Origin of the sequence: Flavobacterium sp. W22_SRS_FK3 (assembly GCF_052113665.1) — a bacterium.
Classification (GTDB): domain Bacteria; phylum Bacteroidota; class Bacteroidia; order Flavobacteriales; family Flavobacteriaceae; genus Flavobacterium.
On the sequence record NZ_JBGQOF010000013.1, the window covers coordinates 90090 to 107157 of the forward strand.

A 17068-nucleotide genomic window follows, 5' to 3' on the forward strand; every position below is an offset into this window, starting at 1 on the left:
TTTTCAAAAATTCTTTTTTAATTCGTTTTTATAGTGTTATATCAATTTGCCTTTAAAATTGTTACCCCTGATTTTTTATTTTTTTAAATTTATTTAGAGAGGCATTTTTCTTCAAAAACATTTCCGTCCTCATCGACTGCAACCAGAATTTGTTTTTTCTTAGAAAGATTAATGATTAAATACAGCCAGACGATTGACCAAAGTCCCAATGTTGCAAAAACCAAGACCAGCTGTAGAGAAGAATCGATTTGTTTTTTTTCTTTGTATAAAACCACATAAGGAAGTTTGTCGTTTTTTTCAATTACAATAAATCCATTGCGAATTTTGTTCGACAGTATTTGCTGGAACTTAGCAAAATCCTTTTCGTTTGTTAATTGGCAGCTTCCCATATTTATCTGATTTATAATTTTCAATAACCTTTTTATTGCTATATATCAATTTGTTTTTAGGATTGTTACCCCCTTTTCTGTAATTTTTTCCAGATTCTTTTTTTACTTTAGCTAATAATTTTCGATTATGAAAAAAAGTAAAATTCATCCTGACCAAAAGTATATTGAAGGAATTGCGGCAAATGATTCCGCCATAATCCGTTCGATCTATAAAAATTATGTTCCTAAAGTGGTTTTCTATATAATGAATAATTCCGGAGACAGGGATCAGGCACAGGATGTAGTTCAGGAAATCATGATTTTGCTTTTTAATCAGGCCAAAGCCAATACATTGCTATTGACCTGTCCGTTTGATGCTTACTTTTTTTTGTTGTGCAAAAGGAAATGGCTTAACGAATTAAAAAAAACTTCGAATAAAGGGGTAACAATTAGTGAAGATTTTGCATCTATCAATGAATCTGCTCTTGAATTGGTTCAGGAAGCCGAACAATTTGATGAAAAACAGCAGCTTTTTGATATGATGTTCCAAAAATTAGGAGATAAATGCCAGGAGGTTTTAAAACTGAGTTTCACCATTAAATCGATGGAAGAAGTTGCCGAAAAACTAAACGTAACGTACGGCTATGTCCGTAAAAAGAAATCGTTATGTATTGGGCAGCTGACGCAGTGGATTCAGGAAGCAAAAAATTTTAAATCTCTTAAAAATAATTAGCCATGAATGAAGAACGTTATCTATTATTTGATCAATATCTTCAGGGTGAAATGACTCTTGAGGAAAGAAATCGTTTTGAAAAAGAGTTTTCAGAAAATCCTGAATTTGCCACTGAATTCAGAACTTTCAAAGAAGTTCAGGTGCAATTGGAAAATAAATTCGGACATGTACAGGAAAGAGAAGCATTCAAAGAAAATCTATCAAATATTTCAGATAAACATTTCAATAAAGAAAAGCCAAAAGTGATATTGATGCGTCCTTGGTATTATGCGGCGGCGGCATCTGTGGCTATTTTATTCGGGTTGTTCTTTTTTGACTACAATCAGAATCCATCTTTTAATGATTATAACCATCCAGGCGAAGCTCATCTTACAGAAAGAAGTAATACAAATGTAAACCTGATACAGGCCGAAAAAGCTTTTAATAGCAGAAAATTCAAAGAAGCGATTCCGTTTTTTAAGGCAGTTTTGAAAGAAAATAAAACATCAGAAATTCAATATTATTATGGAGTTTCTTTATTACAAATCAGTGATTATAAAAAAGCAGAAGGAGTTTTTAATGAATTGAAATCGGAAAATTCTATTTATAAAGAAAAATCACTTTGGAATCTGGCTTTAATAAAATTGAAACAAAAAGATTATAAAGGCTGTAAGCAAATCCTGCAGACCATTTCTCAGGATTATGAAGACTATGATGAAGTTCAGGAGCTTTTGGATGCTTTGGACTAATTATCTCACAGAGATTCAGAGAGAATTAAACAGAGAGATTCGCAGCGTTGTAAAGTGCTTTGCGAATCTTTTTTCGTTAGGACAACAAGATTGGTTTGATTTACCTTAAAAAATCCTCCAAATCCGCGTCCCAAGCACACATAATTGCTATTCTTTTAATATTGTCGTAATTTTGACAGCTTTAAAAAATAAACAATTGAATTCAACATACATTATTACCGATACACACACCCATTTATATTCTGAAGAGTTTGATCAGGATCGTGACGAAATGATTCAGAGGGCCATAAATGCAGGAGTTACCCGTTTTTTTATTCCTGCAATAGATGCTGCTGTTACACAGTCTATGTACGATTTAGAGCAAAATTATCCTGAGAATGTGTTTTTAATGATGGGTTTGCATCCCACTTACGTGAAAGATAATTATCTTGATGAGCTGCAACATGTTGAAACAGAACTTTCGAAACGAAAATTTTATGCTATTGGCGAAATCGGGATCGATTTGTATTGGGATAAAACGTATTTGAAAGAACAGCAAATTGCTTTCAGAAGACAAATTCAGTTAGCCAAACAATATAAATTACCCATCGTAATTCACTGCCGTGAAGCTTTTGATGAGGTTTTTGAAATTCTGGAAGAAGAAAAATCAGCTGATTTATTCGGGATTTTTCATTGTTTTACCGGAACGTATGAGCAGGCACTTCAGGCAATTTCGTACAATATGAAGCTGGGAATTGGCGGTGTTGTGACGTTTAAAAACGGAAAAATAGACCAATTTTTAAACCAGATCAATTTGAAGCATATCGTTTTAGAAACCGATTCGCCATATCTGGCACCTATTCCATACAGAGGTAAACGCAACGAAAGCAGTTATTTAGTAAATGTAATTGTAAAACTGGCAGAAATTTACGACCTTTCAGATGCTGAAATTGCAACATTAACAACACAGAACTCTAAAGACGTTTTTGGGATTTAATATGCAAATTACAATTGTTTAATTTTTTTTTTGTTCTTTTGCCCACCTAAATTGATATTTATAATGCAGAAATTTGACGCTATTCGACCATTTTATGATTCCGAAGTAAATGAAGCCCTGAAAGGAGTAGTCAATCATCCGATGATGAAAACCATGATGAATTTTACTTTCCCGGAATCAAAAGATGAAGTTTGGAAAGAACAACTTACGAAAACACACTCTATTCGTGATTTTCAATGCAATTTTATTTATCAGACGATTCAAAAAGTACTCGAAAAAAGTTCGGAAGGACTTACCACTTCGGGTTTTGAAAAGTTAGAAAAAAACACATCCTATTTATTTATTTCCAATCACAGGGATATTCTTTTAGATACTACTTTACTGAATGTTTGCTTATTCGAACACGGTTTAGTGATGACGGCTTCGGCCATTGGAGACAATCTGGTTAAAAAAGCATTCCTGAGTACACTGGCAAAACTAAACCGAAACTTTTTGGTTTTAAGAGGTTTAACGCCAAGAGAAATGCTGCAGAGTTCTAAATTACTGGCCGAATATATGGGACAGTTACTGCTTCGTGAAAACCGTTCGGTTTGGATTGCACAACGAGAAGGCCGAACTAAGGACGGAAATGACGAAACCAATCCCGGAGTTTTAAAAATGATTGCAATGGGTTCTGATGAAGCCAATCCGATGGATTATTTCAAAAAGTTAAAGATTGTTCCAGTATCCATTTCATACGAATATGATCCTACAGATGTTTTGAAAATGCCGCAATTAATGGCAGAAGCCAATAATGAAGTATATATTAAGGATAAAAATGAAGATTTCATGACCATTTTAAGCGGTATCATGGGAACTAAAAAAAGAATACACATTTCGGTAGGAGATGTTTTAGATACCGAAATTGACCAGATTGTGGCTGAGAATGATAATTCTAATAAACAGATTCAGGCTTTGGCACAAACAATTGATGATTCTATTTTGCAGAATTACCAATTGTGGCCAACCAACTTTATTGCCTATGACATCTTACATAAAACAGATAAATACGCTCATTTATATAAGGAAAACGAAAAAATGCTTTTTGAGCGTCGTTTAGAAATGCGAATAGGAGCTGATGATGGTGTAGCCAGACAAGGTTTTTTAGCCATGTATGCCAATCCTGTAGTGAGTAAATTAAAATACCAGGATGTCATCTAAAGCCAAAATACTCTTAATCTACACCGGTGGAACGATCGGAATGAGCAAGGATTTTGAAACAGGAGCACTCAAAGCTTTTGATTTTGGAAAATTGCTGAAAAATATTCCAGAAATCAAACAATTGGACTGCGAAATCGAAACGGTTTCTTTTGAAAATCCAATCGATTCCTCGAATATGAATCCCGAAATGTGGGCTAAAATTGCCACGATTATCGAGGAAAATTATATCACTTTTGATGGATTTGTCGTGCTGCACGGTTCAGATACCATGTCCTATTCGGCATCAGCGTTGAGTTTTATGCTCGAAAATTTAGCCAAACCGGTTGTGTTTACGGGGTCTCAATTGCCAATTGGAGACTTGCGTACTGATGCCAAAGAAAACCTGATTACTGCCATTCAGATTGCTTCGCTTCAGGAAAATGGAAAGCCTGTAATTACGGAAGTTTGCCTGTATTTCGAATATAAATTATACCGCGGCAACCGAACTTCAAAAGTAAATGCAGAACATTTTAAAGCGTTTACAGCACCGAATTATCCGGAACTGGTAGAATCAGGAGTGCATCTGAAACTAAACCGTCATTTATTTCTTCCTTTAAATACAGACGCGAAACTGATTGTGCATAAAAACCTAAACAATCACGTAGCCATCATCAAAATGTTTCCGGGAATGAGCGAAGTTGTTTTGGCTTCGATTTTGGCCATTAAAGATTTAAAAGGGATTGTTCTCGAAACCTACGGATCCGGAAATGCCCCTACCGAAGACTGGTTTTTAAACTTAATTAAAAAAGCCATTGATTCCGGATTGCATATCGTAAATGTGACACAATGTTCTGGTGGAAGTGTCAATATGGGACAATATGAAACCAGTACGGTTTTGAAATCTCTAGGTGTTATTTCCGGAAAAGACATCACGACAGAAGCGGCTATTACTAAATTAATGTATCTGTTGGGACATTCGGTTACCATTCCGCAAACTGAGTTTAAAACAATTTTCGAAACTGCTTTGCGCGGTGAAATTTCACTGTAATTTTTTTCACCATATAAGGAATATAAGTTAGTTAAGTATTAAAAAAATAGTATCATCCTGAGCGGAGTCGAATCCTTTTTAACTGAAACGGCTTCAGCTCCGCTCAGCCTGACAGAATTGGTTGCTATTATTTGAATCAGTTTGTCAATTTCGACGAAAGGCCAAATCACACAATAACTCCGCAATCAGAATCGCCAATCTTTGTAGAATTCCAATTGTTATTTTTGGTTATTCGAAATGAACAAGTTTGCCATAATTGGAATTTGGATTTTTTTTATTGGAATTTACTTAACCTTAATCTTTATATCTAACTGGGCAAGTATCTACTTTCTCAGCTTGTTTATGGTTGTAATACACATAAACAATAACCGAAACAATACAAATTACACCCTGTAAAGCAACGGTATTTCTGGTTCCTATGGCGTGCGATACATATCCGATAAGCAAACTTCCCACCGGAATCATTCCCTGATACGCCATCATGTAATAACTAATACTTCTGGATCGCATGTTTACGGTACTTTGCGTATGAATGTAAATATTGATTGATGAGGTTTGTGCCATCATACCCACGCCGCTCAAAGTCATGCAAAACAGCGCAATGATTAAATTGTCTGAATACGATAAGATAATAATGCTGCAGCCTAATAAAAGACTTGCCGAGACCATTATTTTATTGATGTTTACTGCCGATTTTAGATTGGCCAGATAAATAGCCGAAACAATAGATCCAATACCTGCAGCGCTTTCAAACCAACTGAAAGTCTGTGCATTTCCGCTAAAAATATCTTTCGCAAAAACAGGCATCAGGGTATTAAAAGAAATGACGAACAAACTGCTGCACATTAACATCAAAAGCATTTTTGCCATCTCAGTTTCTTTTTTTACATATTCCAGACCTTCTATAAAATCATCCAGCATTTTGAGTTTGTTGGTTGCTTTGATATGTGGCTCAATTTTCATCAATAATAAAGAGACCAAAACCGGAATATAACTTAAGAAATTCCCAATGAAACAAATGTCTTCGCCGTATTGATGTAAAATAATTCCAGCCAGAGCAGGACCAGCGATTCGGGCGAAATTAGTCAGTGTGGAGTTTAGTGCCACAGCATTGGGTAAATCCTCTTTGCTGTCGACAATATCAACCATCATGGTTTGTCTGCAGGTCATATCAAAAGAGTTTATGATTCCCTGAATAAGGCTTAAAGCCAAAATATAGTTGATGTTGTATATTTTTAGATAAATCAGCAAAGCCAAAGCACCTGCCTGAAGCATCGCCAGAGATTGCAAAATAATCATGCTTTTATGACGGTCATAATGCCCAATAATACTTCCGGCCAAAGGGGCCAAAAATAAGGACGGAATCATACTTAAAAAAGTGGCTAATCCTAATAAAAAAACAGAACCGGTTATGCTGTAAACCATCCAACTTACTGCTGTTTTTTGAAGCCAGGTTCCGATTACTGAAACGGATTGTCCGTAAAAAAATAATTTGAAGTTTCTTGATTTTAGCGCTTTAAACATAATTCTGAAATATTTGTTACAAAGGTCGGGATTATGATTTCATTAGAAAAATTAATAATTTTACTGATAATGAGTAGTTAAACTTATCAATATGGAAATTTATCAATTGCAATATTTCATTAAAACGGCTGAAGTATTGCACTTTACAAAAGCAGCCGAATTGTGTTTCGTAACCCAATCTGGATTATCGCAGCAGATAAAAAAACTCGAAGAAGAACTCGGAATGCCTTTGTTTATCAGGATGGGTAAAAAAGTCCAGCTTACCGAAGCGGGTGCTGTGTTTTTGATTCACGCCAAACAAATCATCGAAAATGTAGAAAATGGCAAACAGGCCATTGAGGATTTAAATGAAATGATTGGCGGTGAACTGCGAATAGGCGTAACGTATATCTTTGGACTTCTGGTTTTGCCGGTGGTCAATTCGTTTGCCAAAACCTATCCGAATCTGAAAATTGTGGTGGAATATGGTACCACCGAACCTTTGGAACAAAAATTATTAAACAACGAACTGGATTTGGTTTTAGTAATTTCTTCTAATGAAATTAAACTTCCTTTTGAGAAAATTCCATTGTTTACTTCCAAGTTGGTGATGGCGGTTTCAAAAAAACATCCCTTAGCCGATTTGGATAAAATTGCCTTTAAAAAAATAGAAGAGGTTCCGCTTATTTTACCTGTACGTGGATTTAATTCCAGGGAATTTTTGGATGAATTGTTTTTAAAGAACAATATGAAACCTAAAGTTTCCATAGAATTAAATGCAGTCCATGCTTTATTGCGTTTGGTAGCCGATAGCGATTGGGCGACCATCGTTACCGAAAAGGCTTTGAAAGATTGGGATCACTTAAAAGCAATTCAGATTACGGGCGTACGAACACAGCGGGATTCGTTTATTTTGACGATTCAGGGCGCTTATCAAAAGAAAGCAGTAAAATTATTTATAGAAGAATTCAGAAAAAGCATTTAAAAAGCACAAATTACTTTTCTAACTCATTTTTTTTTGTGTTATTTGCAAACCAAAATAGAGAGGTGTCCGAGTGGTTGAAGGAGCTAGCCTGGAAAGCTAGTATATGGGTAACTGTATCGAGGGTTCGAATCCCTTCCTCTCTGCGAGATAAAATCCCGCAATTTCATTTATTGAGATTGCGGGATTTTTTATTAAAGGGGTTATTTTGAATTATTCTTTTACATTATTTTATTAAATAAATTATTATATATTTGGCGCCTGAGTTATATAAATAATTGAATGGATTTACCTCCTTATTCGCCAGGTCTTCATAAACTGGTTACCCTGCATGTCGATAAAATTTTAGCACTAACTGATAGTCAGGGTTTTGTTGCTGTTACCGATTCCATTTTAGAGAAATACGAATTAGAAAAGGTAGGAATGGTGGTTCATAATTTTGATAACGATAGTTTTACCATTTCAGTTTGCTTAAAAGAGTCTCATATTTGCATTCACACCTGGCCGGAATATAATCAGCTCACGATTGATGTTTATTTGTGTAATTATCTTCAGGATAATTCGGATAAGGTAAGACAAGTTATGGCCGATTATATCGCTTATTTTGAAGGAACAATTATCAAAGATTTTGAAATTAATCGTTAATATATGAAAGTTCCCTGTTACCATTGTAATACAGTTACAGAACTGAAGGTTGGTTTTGAAGTCGTAAATTTTGTTTGCCCTCATTGTCAGAGTTTATATTTTGCAGATAGTGAAGGCCAGCTTCGTTTAAAATCTAAATTTAAATCCAGAGAGGATATTTTTTTTCTTAAAATTGGAGATAAAGGAACTATTAAGGGAGATGAATATACTGTTACGGGTGCTTTACTCAAAAAAGTGTATGGTGGGTATAACTGGACAGAATATATTCTTCAAAATGCTTCAAACGAATTTGCTTACCTTTCAGAAACAGATGGACATTGGATTTTCTTAATTGAAATTGAGGAAAAATTCGATGTAAAACAACATCCAAAAACGATTACTTATGATGGAGATATTTTTGATCTCTATGAATATTGTGATTCAGATATCGAAAATGCTCAGGGATATTTTGATTTTTCATTGCCGGTTAAGAAGGTTCATATGGTTGAATATATTCAGCCTCCCTTTATGATTTCTATTGAAAAAATCAATAATGTAGAAACTGCTTTTTTTGGCGAGTACATCAGTAAAAAAGAAATTAAAAAAGGATTTTCTAAAGCTTATTTGCCTTATCAAACGGGTGTAAATATTGCCCAGCCTTTTTATTTTGATTTAAAAAATACAGCTGTCATATTCTGTATTTTTGCTTTGTTAATTATAGGGTCAAACTGGTATATTTATAAGGATCAGACCAAACAGGATGTGTTCTATAAAGTAGTTACTTTTGACGAGTTTAATAACAAAGAAATTACAAGTGATTCATTTTATTTGCGTGGGGGATCAGCTCCGATGTCTATTTATATTGGTACTGATGTAGACAATTCATGGGCAAATGTTGATGTGGCATTAGTTAATGAAAAAACTAACGATGAAATTCATGCCAACAAGGATATTGAGTTTTATCATGGCTATTCAGATGGTGAGAGCTGGAACGAAGGAAGTTCTTCGGAAGAGTTTAATATCTGCGGAGTTAAAGAAGGAAAGTACCATCTCTTGATCACGCCAATGAAAGCACCGGAAGATATGAACAATAACTCGATGAAAATTAAGGTGGTTTGGAACGAGCCTTCAAATCGAAATGTCTGGCTTGTTATTATTTTTATGATTGTTGTTTTTATATTGATACGATTTTTAAAAATTAATTTTGAGAAAAAAAGATGGTCAGACAGCTCATATTCTCCTTATAGTGAATAAATATGAAAAGAATTTCGGACTTAATTTACAATAATGCCGCTTCGATAGCAATCGGGCTCTTTTGTTTTGGAGTTTACCTTTATTTTGCAATGGCAGGAAACCGCATTTGCGATTGTGAATCTACAGAAAGTTACAAGTCAACAGGAAGCCGTACATCATATAACCGTTTTTATCATAAGTAAAATTTAACAATATGGAATTTATACACACACAGCCAATAATTAATTCAATCATTTATTCTTTTTTAGGGATCGTTATTCTGTTAATAGGATATTTTATCGTCGAAAAGCTTACTCCTGAAAGCACATGGAAAGAAGTTGTGGAAAAAAATAATGTTGCCGTAGCGATTGTTCTGGCAGCTTTCATCATTGGACTTTCAATGATTATTAGTGCCGCAATTCATGGGTAAAAAGTTTCTCAGGTTTGAATTTCTTTTGCTGTTTGCTGTATTTATAATTGCGACCTGCGGGCTTGTTTATGAGCTTGTTGCAGGTACTTTGGCCAGTTATTTATTAGGGGATTCAGTAAAACAATTTTCATTTATTATTGGAGTTTACCTGTTCTCAATGGGTATTGGCTCTTTTTTTTCTAAGTTTTTCAATAAAAATTTACTCAATACTTTTGTCGAAATCGAAATCCTGGTCGGATTGATTGGGGGCTTAAGTTCGGTAGTTTTGTTTTTATTGTTCGAAAGTGTTGGCAGCTTTCAATTCATTTTGTATTTATTAGTTTTCATCACCGGGTTTTTAGTTGGACTGGAAATTCCGTTATTAATGAATATTCTTAAGGATAAAGTCGAATTTAAAGATTTGGTTTCAAACGTGTTTACTTTCGATTATATTGGAGCTTTATTGGCATCCATACTCTTTCCTTTAATTTTAGTTCCGAAACTTGGCATAATGGGAACCTCGTTATTCTTCGGAATGATAAACGTAAGTATTGCAATTGCATTATGTTTTCTGCTGAAAAAAGAATTAAAAAAGCCTTATTTTTTAAGAGTAAAAGCTGTCTTTTCATTCTTAATTTTGTTGGGTGTTTTTATTTTTTCAGATTCTATTTTGGCATATTCTGAAGGAAAATTGTACGGAGAAAATATCATTTACACGAATTCAACCCAATATCAGCGAATTGTTTTAACGCATAACAAAAGCGACTATCGCCTGTATCTAAACAATAATCTTCAGTTTAGTTCTGCTGATGAATATCGTTATCATGAAGCTTTGGTTCATCCGGCAATGTCGATTGCCAAGAACTTAAAAAATGTTCTGGTTTTAGGAGGAGGAGATGGTTTTGCGGTTCGTGAAATCCTAAAGTATAAAGAAGTTCAAAAAGTGACTTTAGTTGATCTGGATGAAGGTATGACGAAGCTTTTTAAAAGCAATAAAGTATTAACAGGATTCAATCAAAATTCTTTAAACAGCAAAAAAGTTACCGTTATAAATACGGATGCTTACATTTGGTCAAAAAGCTGTAAAGATAAGTTTGATGTTATGATTATAGATTTTCCCGATCCGTCAAATTATAGTTTAGGGAAATTGTATTCTCTGAATTTTTATCAGACCATCAAAACTATTTTACAGCCTGATGCAGTAGTAGTAATTCAGACTACGTCGCCTTATTTTGCGCCAAAATCATTTTGGTGTATTAATAAAACGGTCATGCAGGTTTTTCCTCAGGTCGATGCTTATCACGCTTATGTTCCTTCTTTTGGAGAATGGGGTTATACCATCGCCATTAATGGTTTTGGAACTACTTTTAATGAAGTAAACAGAAAAGCTTCAGGTTTAAAATTTTATAATTATCAATTTGACCGATATAATTATTTTACCAAAGATATGATCTCAAATGAAATTGAAATCAATCGTTTAGACAACCAAATTTTAGTACGCTATTTTGATGAAGAATGGGGAAAATTGCAATAAATCAAGACGAAATTTTGTAAAAGGAATTGGTGCTTCTTTGCTTTTAATTCCTTTTTTACAGTTTTGTTCTGATAAAATAGCCGTTCTGATGATTCGCTTATCGGGTACTAGCCATCTTTTGGGGCACCGCCTTTGGATTAAAGATTTTCCTAAACCGTCAACTCAAATTCACATCCCGTATCTAATCGTGGGTGGCGGAATTTCAGGTTTAAGCGCTGCAAGACAATTTCAAAAAAAAGGAATTTCTGATTTTTTATTAATTGAATTAGAAGGTCATTTAGGAGGAAATTCTTCTAATGGAGAGAATCAATATTCTAAGTTTCCGCTAGGGGCACATTATTTACCATTGCCTAATTTCAAAGATAAGGAGTTACTGCAGTTTCTTGCAGAGGAGAAAATTATAGTTGGATATGATCAAAAAGGGCTGCCTGTTTTTGATGAACTGCAATTGTCTTTTGCACCTGACGAACGTTTGTTTTACAAAAATAAATGGCAGGACGGAGTTGTTCCTAAACAAGGTAATTCGAAAGAGGAAGATTTAGAATTTCAAAGTTTCTTTAAATTGATGGATGCTTTCCGAGAAGGAAAAGGCGAAGATGGAAAGTATTTATTTGATATTCCGCTTCACCTTTCTTCAAGCGATCTTTCAACCCGAAGTTTAGATAAAATAACAATGAAAGAATGGTTTGAAGCCAATAATTTTAAAGCGGAGCCATTGTTTAATTATATTGATTATTGCTGTAAAGATGATTTTGGACTCGGAATTCATTTTGTTTCAGCTTGGGCCGGAATTCATTATTTTGCCGGAAGAAAACAAGATGCAACTTCTGATAAAAAAGAAAGTGTTTTAACCTGGCCTGAAGGAAATGCCAGATTAACTACCCATCTTAAAAAATATACCGATCAAAAAACACTGAAAAACCATTTGGTTTACGAAGTGAAAACAGAAAATGATAAAGTTGTTGTCAAGGTATTTGATGACCTTAAAAAGATTTCGGTAGAAATTATTGCAGACAAAGTAATTATGGCAACGCCTCAGTTTGTAAATCAATATTTAATTCAGGACAGGAAAGAGTTTACAAAACAATTTCATTATACACCATGGCTTTTGGCAACTTTGACAGTAACTGATTTGTCTGATAATTTTAGTTTTCCGCTTTCGTGGGACAATGTTATATATGATGCAAAAGGGTTAGGCTATGTATACGACCAGCATCAGTCTTTGAAACAGATCCAGACAAAAAAAGTAATTACATATTACTACAGTTTTTCATCTTCGGATCTAAAAAAATCAAGGAAAGAATTATACAAAAAAAATCAAGAATATTGGAAACAATTTGTTTTTGATGATTTAAAAATTGCACATCCTGATATTGAGAATTGTACAGAACAAATGGAAGTTTTTCTATTAGGTCACGGAATGATAAGTCCGGCGCCTGGATTTATTTTTGGGAAAGCTAAAAAACAGGCATCAAAAACCATAAAGGACCGAATCTATTTTGCACATACTGATTTGTCCGGAATATCCATTTTTGAAGAAGCTTTTCATCACGGAATTAATGTCGTAAACCAAATTTTAGATGAGACAACCCTGGATTCATAAGGAAAGAACAGATCTGATTTTTATCATTGGACCGTCCTTTTTTGTGTTGGCAATTATATTTCTATTTCAGGATTATATTATAGAAATTGAAAGTGATTATTCGTTTTATACCTGGCTTTTTTTAATAGTTTTTATAGATGTGGCACACGTTTATGCTACTTTGTTTAAAACCTATTTTGTAGCTGATGAATTCAAAAAGAATAAAAAAAGATTACTGCTTTTGCCTGCAATCTGCTTTGTTATTGGTTTGATACTTTTTGCCTTTGGAAGTTTGATCTTCTGGTCTTTTCTGGCTTATGTGGCGGTCTTTCATTTTATAAGACAGCAATACGGTTTTATGCGGTTGTATGCCCGTATGGAAGAAAAAACAACGGTTTCTGTTTTAATTAATAATCTGGTGATTTATGCAGCAACCGTTTACCCGATGTTGTTCTGGTTTTTGTCTCCCAATAGAAAATTTAACTGGTTTGTTGAGGATGAGTTTTTTCATTTTGAGAATCAAACATTATTAGAAATTCTGTTTTGGATTTACATCGGTATTTTGTTTTTGTATGTGATTCGTACTGCAATTATTTCAGTTAAAAACCACTTTTTTAATGTCCCAAAAAACAGTATTATTTTAGGAGCGGCACTTTCCTGGTATTTCGGAATTGTCTATTTTAATGATGATCTTATTTTTACTTTGCTGAATGTGGTTTCACATGGGATTCCGTATATGGCGTTGGTTTATTTTAGAGAAGTTGAAAATAGAATAGATAGCACGTCAGGAATTTTTAATTATTTAAAAAGTTACAATGCAGTGTTTATTTATGCAGTGATTTTATTGGTAATTGCTTTTTCAGAAGAATTTCTTTGGGAGTTTTTTGTGTGGAATGAAAATATTTCCATCAATGATCATGATTTCTCCAGCTGGCAGTTTTTATTAGTTCCGCTGTTTAGTGTCCCTCAATTTACGCATTATTTACTCGATGGCTTTATTTGGAAGTCGAAGAAATCAGGTTCATGACTTCATGAAAACAAAAACCTCTAATCTAGCCCCGATAGAAATGATATCCTTTTGTGGCGGGGTTCGCTACAAAAGATAAAATGGATAGCGGGACAAATGGTGTTTTGAAAATGAGATATTTTGCTACTTAAAAATAAAATAACTAATCCTGTAACACCGCTTTAGCTTTAGGCAAAATACGCTCGACAAACAACGCATAAGCAGATTCAGAAGGATGCAGCCCATCTGAAGCGACTAAATTAGGATTGCTGAGTCCTTGTCTGGTAATGTCGGTAATGCCAACAAAAACGATGTTATTGGTTTTACAGTAATTTTCAGCAAAAGTGTTGTATTGATCAATTTCTTCTGAAATTTTAGTTCGTCCGGCAGTTCCGTACATCATTCCGTAAGGGGTATAAGCATAATCCGGAATAGAAACTACAATTACATTTTTTTTATCGCCTTTGGCCAGCATTATTGCTTTTGTGACTACCTCAGGAAATTCTTTTTCATACAGCGAAAAACCTCTTTCCTGAAACTGATTGTTTACACCAATTAATAAAGTTACCAAATCATAATTGGGTTCTGGGTTTTGCTGGCTTATGGCGGAAATTAAATTGGTGGTTGTCCAGCCGGTTGTTGCAATAACTTTTAATGAAAAAGAAGTCTGGGTATATTTTTTTTTAAGGCTTGATTTAAGCTGCTCCGGAAATCTGCAGGTTTCACACACGCTTTGCCCAATGGTATAACTGTCGCCCAAAGCCAGATAATTAACTGAAGAAGAAATAGGAGTGACAGGAATTTGTATTACCGGAGGTGTATTTGGTGTTACGGTTTCTAAAGCTGTTTCATCAGAACTACAGCTCAAAAGAAATATAGAAAGTAAAACAATAACTATTTGTCTGAATTGTGGTTTCATAATTTGAATAAATTAGATTTAGCATCATTTTCAAACAAATAGTTACGTTAAAAAAGTAATTATGGTTTTAAACCATTTCAGCTTTTATTGAAATTTCTTCTTCGATGGCATTCCAAAGACCAATACGTTTTTCTAAGGCCAAAATCGAAATTTCTTCGACATCTGACCATTTTTGAGCATCATCTTCGCATAAATCGGTAATCATTTGCATTGCCATTGGCCCATGCTCATCGGCATCTAGCTCAATATGTCTTTCAAAATAATAAAGCAATTTGCTTAAATCGGTTTCAGGCAGGTTCTTTTGAAAGTTTTTAAGGATAGCAGTAAACATACTTGGAATTAGATCTTCTCTTCCAAAAGTAAAAGCAGCTGCAATCTCATGTGGTTTTCCCTGTTCAATAACTCTAAAGGTAAAATCTAAAAAGGATTTGATATCCGGATGCAATGAACTTTGTTTTATAGCAACAAAAATATTTTGTAGCGAATTTACTTCGGCTAAAAATTTATTGATCCCGGTTGTATCAGCACCACAATCTTCCATGGCCTCAAGATACATTTCGTAATGACTTTGTCTTCTTCCGTCGATAGTAAGATCTGTTTCTTCGGCAAGAACAATTTCGTTTATTAAATATCGGGTTTCCGGATTTTTTGTAGCAAACCACGGTGTAGTTGTACAGGTAAGTTTGGCCTGTAATGCCTTCAATAATGACATAAAGTCCCAAACTGCAAAAACATGACTTTCTAAAAAGCTGTGTAAGTCATCAATGCTTTGAATTTTATTGTATAAAGAATGCTGCAAAAGCACATCCTTTTGAGGCTGAATGCGATTGTTGATGGTTTCAATATTCATAAAAGGTGGTATTTTTGGTAAATATAAAAAAGCTTCCCGATTAGAAGAAGCTTTTTGCATTGATTTTCAATATATTTTAATAGAAAGTTACTATTTAAAAGCAGAAATTCCGGTTACATCCATTCCGGTTATCAATAAGTGAATGTCGTGTGTGCCTTCATAAGTAATTACACTTTCGAGGTTCATCATATGTCGCATGATCGAATATTCGCCTGTAATTCCCATTCCGCCTAACATTTGTCTTGCTTCTCGGGCTATGTGAATGGCCATGTCAACATTATTTCGTTTTGCCATTGAGATTTGTGCTGTGGTTGCCTTTCCTTCATTTCTTAAAACGCCTAAGCGCCAGGTTAAAAGCTGAGCTTTTGTAATTTCGGTAATCATTTCGGCTAATTTTTTTTGTTGCAACTGAGTTCCTCCAATAGGTTTTCCAAACTGAATTCTTTCCTTAGCATAACGTAAAGCCGTATCGTAACAATCCATAGCGGCACCAATAGCTCCCCAGGCAATTCCGTAACGAGCCGAATCCAAACAGCCAAGCGGAGCACCTAAACCGGATTTATTGGGTAATAAGTTTTCTTTAGGAACTTTTACGTTGTCAAAAATTAATTCACCGGTTGATGAGGCACGAAGTGACCATTTATTATGTGTTTCGGGAGTTGTAAAACCTTCCATGCCACGTTCTACAATTAATCCGTGAATTCTTCCTTCTTCATTTTTCGCCCAGACTACTGCAATGTCTGCAAAAGGGGCGTTTGAAATCCACATTTTGGCTCCATTTAAAAGATAATGATCTCCCATATCCTTAAAATTGGTAATCATACTTCCCGGATCAGAACCGTGGTCAGGTTCAGTCAATCCAAAACAGCCCATAAATTCTCCAGTTGCCAATTTTGGCAGATATTTCATTCTTTGTTCTTCGTTTCCGTATTTCCAAATCGGATACATGACTAAAGATGACTGAACGGATGAGGTAGATCGTACGCCTGAATCGCCACGTTCAATTTCCTGCATAATCAGACCGTATGAAATTTGGTCTAAACCTGCTCCGCCATATTCAACAGGAATATAAGGACCGAAACCGCCAATTTCTCCAAGTCCTTTTATGATTTGCTTTGGAAATTCTGCTTTTTGGGCATATTCTTCAATAATAGGAGAAATTTCTCTTTTTACCCATGCACGTGCCGACTCGCGAACCAATTTGTGTTCTTCTGTCAAGAGATCGTCTAAATTGTAATAATCCGGGGCTTGAAATAGGTCTGATTTCATTTTTTGTAGTTTTACAAAACAAATTTACGTAATAAAAATATAACAAATAGAATTGTTTTTGTTATATTTTTTTGAATTATTAAGGCTTAGTATATAGAATAAGGGTAATTATTAGATGATTAATG

18 protein-coding genes and 1 tRNA gene are annotated in these 17068 nt (G+C 34.5%); 14 read left to right on the forward strand and 5 right to left on the reverse strand.

Annotated features, from left to right (window positions below):
* Nucleotides 1-89: 89 nt before the first annotated feature.
* On the reverse strand, nt 90-389 hold the full coding sequence (locus ACEN2I_RS14005) for a hypothetical protein (protein ID WP_441766719.1): 300 nt from the start codon (nt 387-389) through the stop codon (nt 90-92).
* A gap of 127 nt (nt 390-516) precedes the next feature.
* Here ACEN2I_RS14005 and ACEN2I_RS14010 point away from each other — a divergent pair, with 127 nt between their 5' ends.
* The 5 genes from ACEN2I_RS14010 to ACEN2I_RS14030 all read left to right on the forward strand — a co-directional run bounded on the left by ACEN2I_RS14010 (nt 517) and on the right by ACEN2I_RS14030 (nt 5032).
* Nucleotides 517-1101, forward strand: coding sequence for an RNA polymerase sigma factor (locus ACEN2I_RS14010; protein ID WP_441766720.1), 585 nt, complete (start codon nt 517-519; stop codon nt 1099-1101).
* Between the two features lie 2 nt (nt 1102-1103).
* Nucleotides 1104-1829 carry a tetratricopeptide repeat protein gene (locus tag ACEN2I_RS14015; protein WP_441766721.1) on the forward strand — a complete coding sequence of 242 codons (726 nt, stop codon included), beginning with the start codon at nt 1104-1106 and terminating at the stop codon, nt 1827-1829.
* Between the two features lie 196 nt (nt 1830-2025).
* Nucleotides 2026-2805 carry a TatD family hydrolase gene (locus ACEN2I_RS14020; RefSeq protein WP_441766722.1) on the forward strand — a complete coding sequence of 260 codons (780 nt, stop codon included), beginning with the start codon at nt 2026-2028 and terminating at the stop codon, nt 2803-2805.
* Nucleotides 2806-2868: 63 nt separating this feature from the next.
* Entirely contained in the window at nt 2869-4005 is a 1137-nt protein-coding gene (locus ACEN2I_RS14025; RefSeq protein WP_441766723.1) for a 1-acyl-sn-glycerol-3-phosphate acyltransferase, read from the forward strand.
* A complete protein-coding gene (locus tag ACEN2I_RS14030; RefSeq protein WP_441766724.1) occupies nt 3995-5032 on the forward strand; it encodes an asparaginase in 1038 nt (345 codons plus the stop codon). Before ACEN2I_RS14025 ends, ACEN2I_RS14030 begins: the two co-directional genes overlap by 11 nt.
* Nucleotides 5033-5326: 294 nt before the next feature.
* Here ACEN2I_RS14030 and ACEN2I_RS14035 read toward each other — a convergent pair whose 3' ends face one another.
* Nucleotides 5327-6556: an MFS transporter gene (locus ACEN2I_RS14035; RefSeq protein WP_441766725.1), complete on the reverse strand. Its 1230-nt coding sequence runs from the start codon at nt 6554-6556 to the stop codon at nt 5327-5329.
* Between the two features lie 91 nt (nt 6557-6647).
* On the opposite strand from ACEN2I_RS14035, the gene ACEN2I_RS14040 reads away from it, so the two are divergent.
* The 9 genes from ACEN2I_RS14040 (at nt 6648) to ACEN2I_RS14080 (ending at nt 13926) form a co-directional block, all read left to right on the forward strand.
* The gene (locus ACEN2I_RS14040; RefSeq protein ID WP_441766726.1) at nt 6648-7520 is read left to right on the forward strand and encodes a LysR substrate-binding domain-containing protein; all 873 of its coding nucleotides are present in this window, start codon (nt 6648-6650) and stop codon (nt 7518-7520) included.
* A gap of 56 nt (nt 7521-7576) precedes the next feature.
* Nucleotides 7577-7663: transfer RNA gene (locus ACEN2I_RS14045), tRNA-Ser, on the forward strand.
* A gap of 136 nt (nt 7664-7799) precedes the next feature.
* Nucleotides 7800-8162, forward strand: coding sequence for an S-adenosylmethionine decarboxylase family protein (locus tag ACEN2I_RS14050; RefSeq protein WP_441766727.1), 363 nt, complete (start codon nt 7800-7802; stop codon nt 8160-8162).
* A gap of 3 nt (nt 8163-8165) precedes the next feature.
* Nucleotides 8166-9395, forward strand: coding sequence for a DUF4178 domain-containing protein (locus ACEN2I_RS14055; RefSeq protein ID WP_441766728.1), 1230 nt, complete (start codon nt 8166-8168; stop codon nt 9393-9395).
* A 2-nt stretch (nt 9396-9397) separates the two neighbouring features.
* On the forward strand, nt 9398-9577 hold the full coding sequence (locus tag ACEN2I_RS14060) for a hypothetical protein (RefSeq protein ID WP_441766729.1): 180 nt from the start codon (nt 9398-9400) through the stop codon (nt 9575-9577).
* An 11-nt stretch (nt 9578-9588) separates the two neighbouring features.
* Entirely contained in the window at nt 9589-9804 is a 216-nt protein-coding gene (locus tag ACEN2I_RS14065; RefSeq protein WP_441766730.1) for a DUF350 domain-containing protein, read from the forward strand.
* Nucleotides 9797-11317 carry a polyamine aminopropyltransferase gene (locus ACEN2I_RS14070; protein WP_441766731.1) on the forward strand — a complete coding sequence of 507 codons (1521 nt, stop codon included), beginning with the start codon at nt 9797-9799 and terminating at the stop codon, nt 11315-11317. Before ACEN2I_RS14065 ends, ACEN2I_RS14070 begins: the two co-directional genes overlap by 8 nt.
* Nucleotides 11292-12920, forward strand: coding sequence for an FAD-dependent oxidoreductase (locus tag ACEN2I_RS14075; protein ID WP_441766732.1), 1629 nt, complete (start codon nt 11292-11294; stop codon nt 12918-12920). The genes ACEN2I_RS14070 and ACEN2I_RS14075 overlap by 26 nt, the downstream gene beginning before the upstream one ends.
* The gene (locus ACEN2I_RS14080; RefSeq protein WP_441766733.1) at nt 12898-13926 is read left to right on the forward strand and encodes a hypothetical protein; all 1029 of its coding nucleotides are present in this window, start codon (nt 12898-12900) and stop codon (nt 13924-13926) included. Before ACEN2I_RS14075 ends, ACEN2I_RS14080 begins: the two co-directional genes overlap by 23 nt.
* A gap of 142 nt (nt 13927-14068) precedes the next feature.
* Here ACEN2I_RS14080 and ACEN2I_RS14085 read toward each other — a convergent pair whose 3' ends face one another.
* From ACEN2I_RS14085 to ACEN2I_RS14095, 3 genes are all read right to left on the reverse strand, one after another.
* Nucleotides 14069-14824, reverse strand: coding sequence for an SGNH/GDSL hydrolase family protein (locus ACEN2I_RS14085; RefSeq protein ID WP_441766734.1), 756 nt, complete (start codon nt 14822-14824; stop codon nt 14069-14071).
* A gap of 67 nt (nt 14825-14891) precedes the next feature.
* Complete coding sequence (locus ACEN2I_RS14090; RefSeq protein ID WP_441766747.1) at nt 14892-15674, reverse strand: DUF3050 domain-containing protein; 783 nt, start codon at nt 15672-15674, stop codon at nt 14892-14894.
* A gap of 90 nt (nt 15675-15764) precedes the next feature.
* Entirely contained in the window at nt 15765-16943 is a 1179-nt protein-coding gene (locus ACEN2I_RS14095) for an acyl-CoA dehydrogenase family protein (protein WP_441766735.1), read from the reverse strand.
* Nucleotides 16944-17068: the final 125 nt, after the last annotated feature.

Excerpts from the sequence above, each read along its gene's own strand:
- ACEN2I_RS14005 (WP_441766719.1), bottom strand. The coding sequence starts at position 389 with ATGGGAAGCTGCCAATTAACAAACGAAAAGGATTTTGCTAAGTTCCAG.
- ACEN2I_RS14010 (WP_441766720.1), top strand. The coding sequence starts at position 517 with ATGAAAAAAAGTAAAATTCATCCTGACCAAAAGTATATTGAAGGAATT.
- ACEN2I_RS14015 (WP_441766721.1), top strand. The coding sequence starts at position 1,104 with ATGAATGAAGAACGTTATCTATTATTTGATCAATATCTTCAGGGTGAA.
- ACEN2I_RS14025 (WP_441766723.1), top strand. The coding sequence starts at position 2,869 with ATGCAGAAATTTGACGCTATTCGACCATTTTATGATTCCGAAGTAAAT.
- ACEN2I_RS14030 (WP_441766724.1), top strand. The coding sequence starts at position 3,995 with ATGTCATCTAAAGCCAAAATACTCTTAATCTACACCGGTGGAACGATC.
- ACEN2I_RS14035 (WP_441766725.1), bottom strand. The coding sequence starts at position 6,556 with ATGTTTAAAGCGCTAAAATCAAGAAACTTCAAATTATTTTTTTACGGA.
- ACEN2I_RS14040 (WP_441766726.1), top strand. The coding sequence starts at position 6,648 with ATGGAAATTTATCAATTGCAATATTTCATTAAAACGGCTGAAGTATTG.
- ACEN2I_RS14050 (WP_441766727.1), top strand. The coding sequence starts at position 7,800 with ATGGATTTACCTCCTTATTCGCCAGGTCTTCATAAACTGGTTACCCTG.
- ACEN2I_RS14055 (WP_441766728.1), top strand. The coding sequence starts at position 8,166 with ATGAAAGTTCCCTGTTACCATTGTAATACAGTTACAGAACTGAAGGTT.
- ACEN2I_RS14060 (WP_441766729.1), top strand. The coding sequence starts at position 9,398 with ATGAAAAGAATTTCGGACTTAATTTACAATAATGCCGCTTCGATAGCA.
- ACEN2I_RS14065 (WP_441766730.1), top strand. The coding sequence starts at position 9,589 with ATGGAATTTATACACACACAGCCAATAATTAATTCAATCATTTATTCT.
- ACEN2I_RS14070 (WP_441766731.1), top strand. The coding sequence starts at position 9,797 with ATGGGTAAAAAGTTTCTCAGGTTTGAATTTCTTTTGCTGTTTGCTGTA.
- ACEN2I_RS14075 (WP_441766732.1), top strand. The coding sequence starts at position 11,292 with ATGAAGAATGGGGAAAATTGCAATAAATCAAGACGAAATTTTGTAAAA.
- ACEN2I_RS14080 (WP_441766733.1), top strand. The coding sequence starts at position 12,898 with ATGAGACAACCCTGGATTCATAAGGAAAGAACAGATCTGATTTTTATC.
- ACEN2I_RS14085 (WP_441766734.1), bottom strand. The coding sequence starts at position 14,824 with ATGAAACCACAATTCAGACAAATAGTTATTGTTTTACTTTCTATATTT.
- ACEN2I_RS14090 (WP_441766747.1), bottom strand. The coding sequence starts at position 15,674 with ATGAATATTGAAACCATCAACAATCGCATTCAGCCTCAAAAGGATGTG.
- ACEN2I_RS14095 (WP_441766735.1), bottom strand. The coding sequence starts at position 16,943 with ATGAAATCAGACCTATTTCAAGCCCCGGATTATTACAATTTAGACGAT.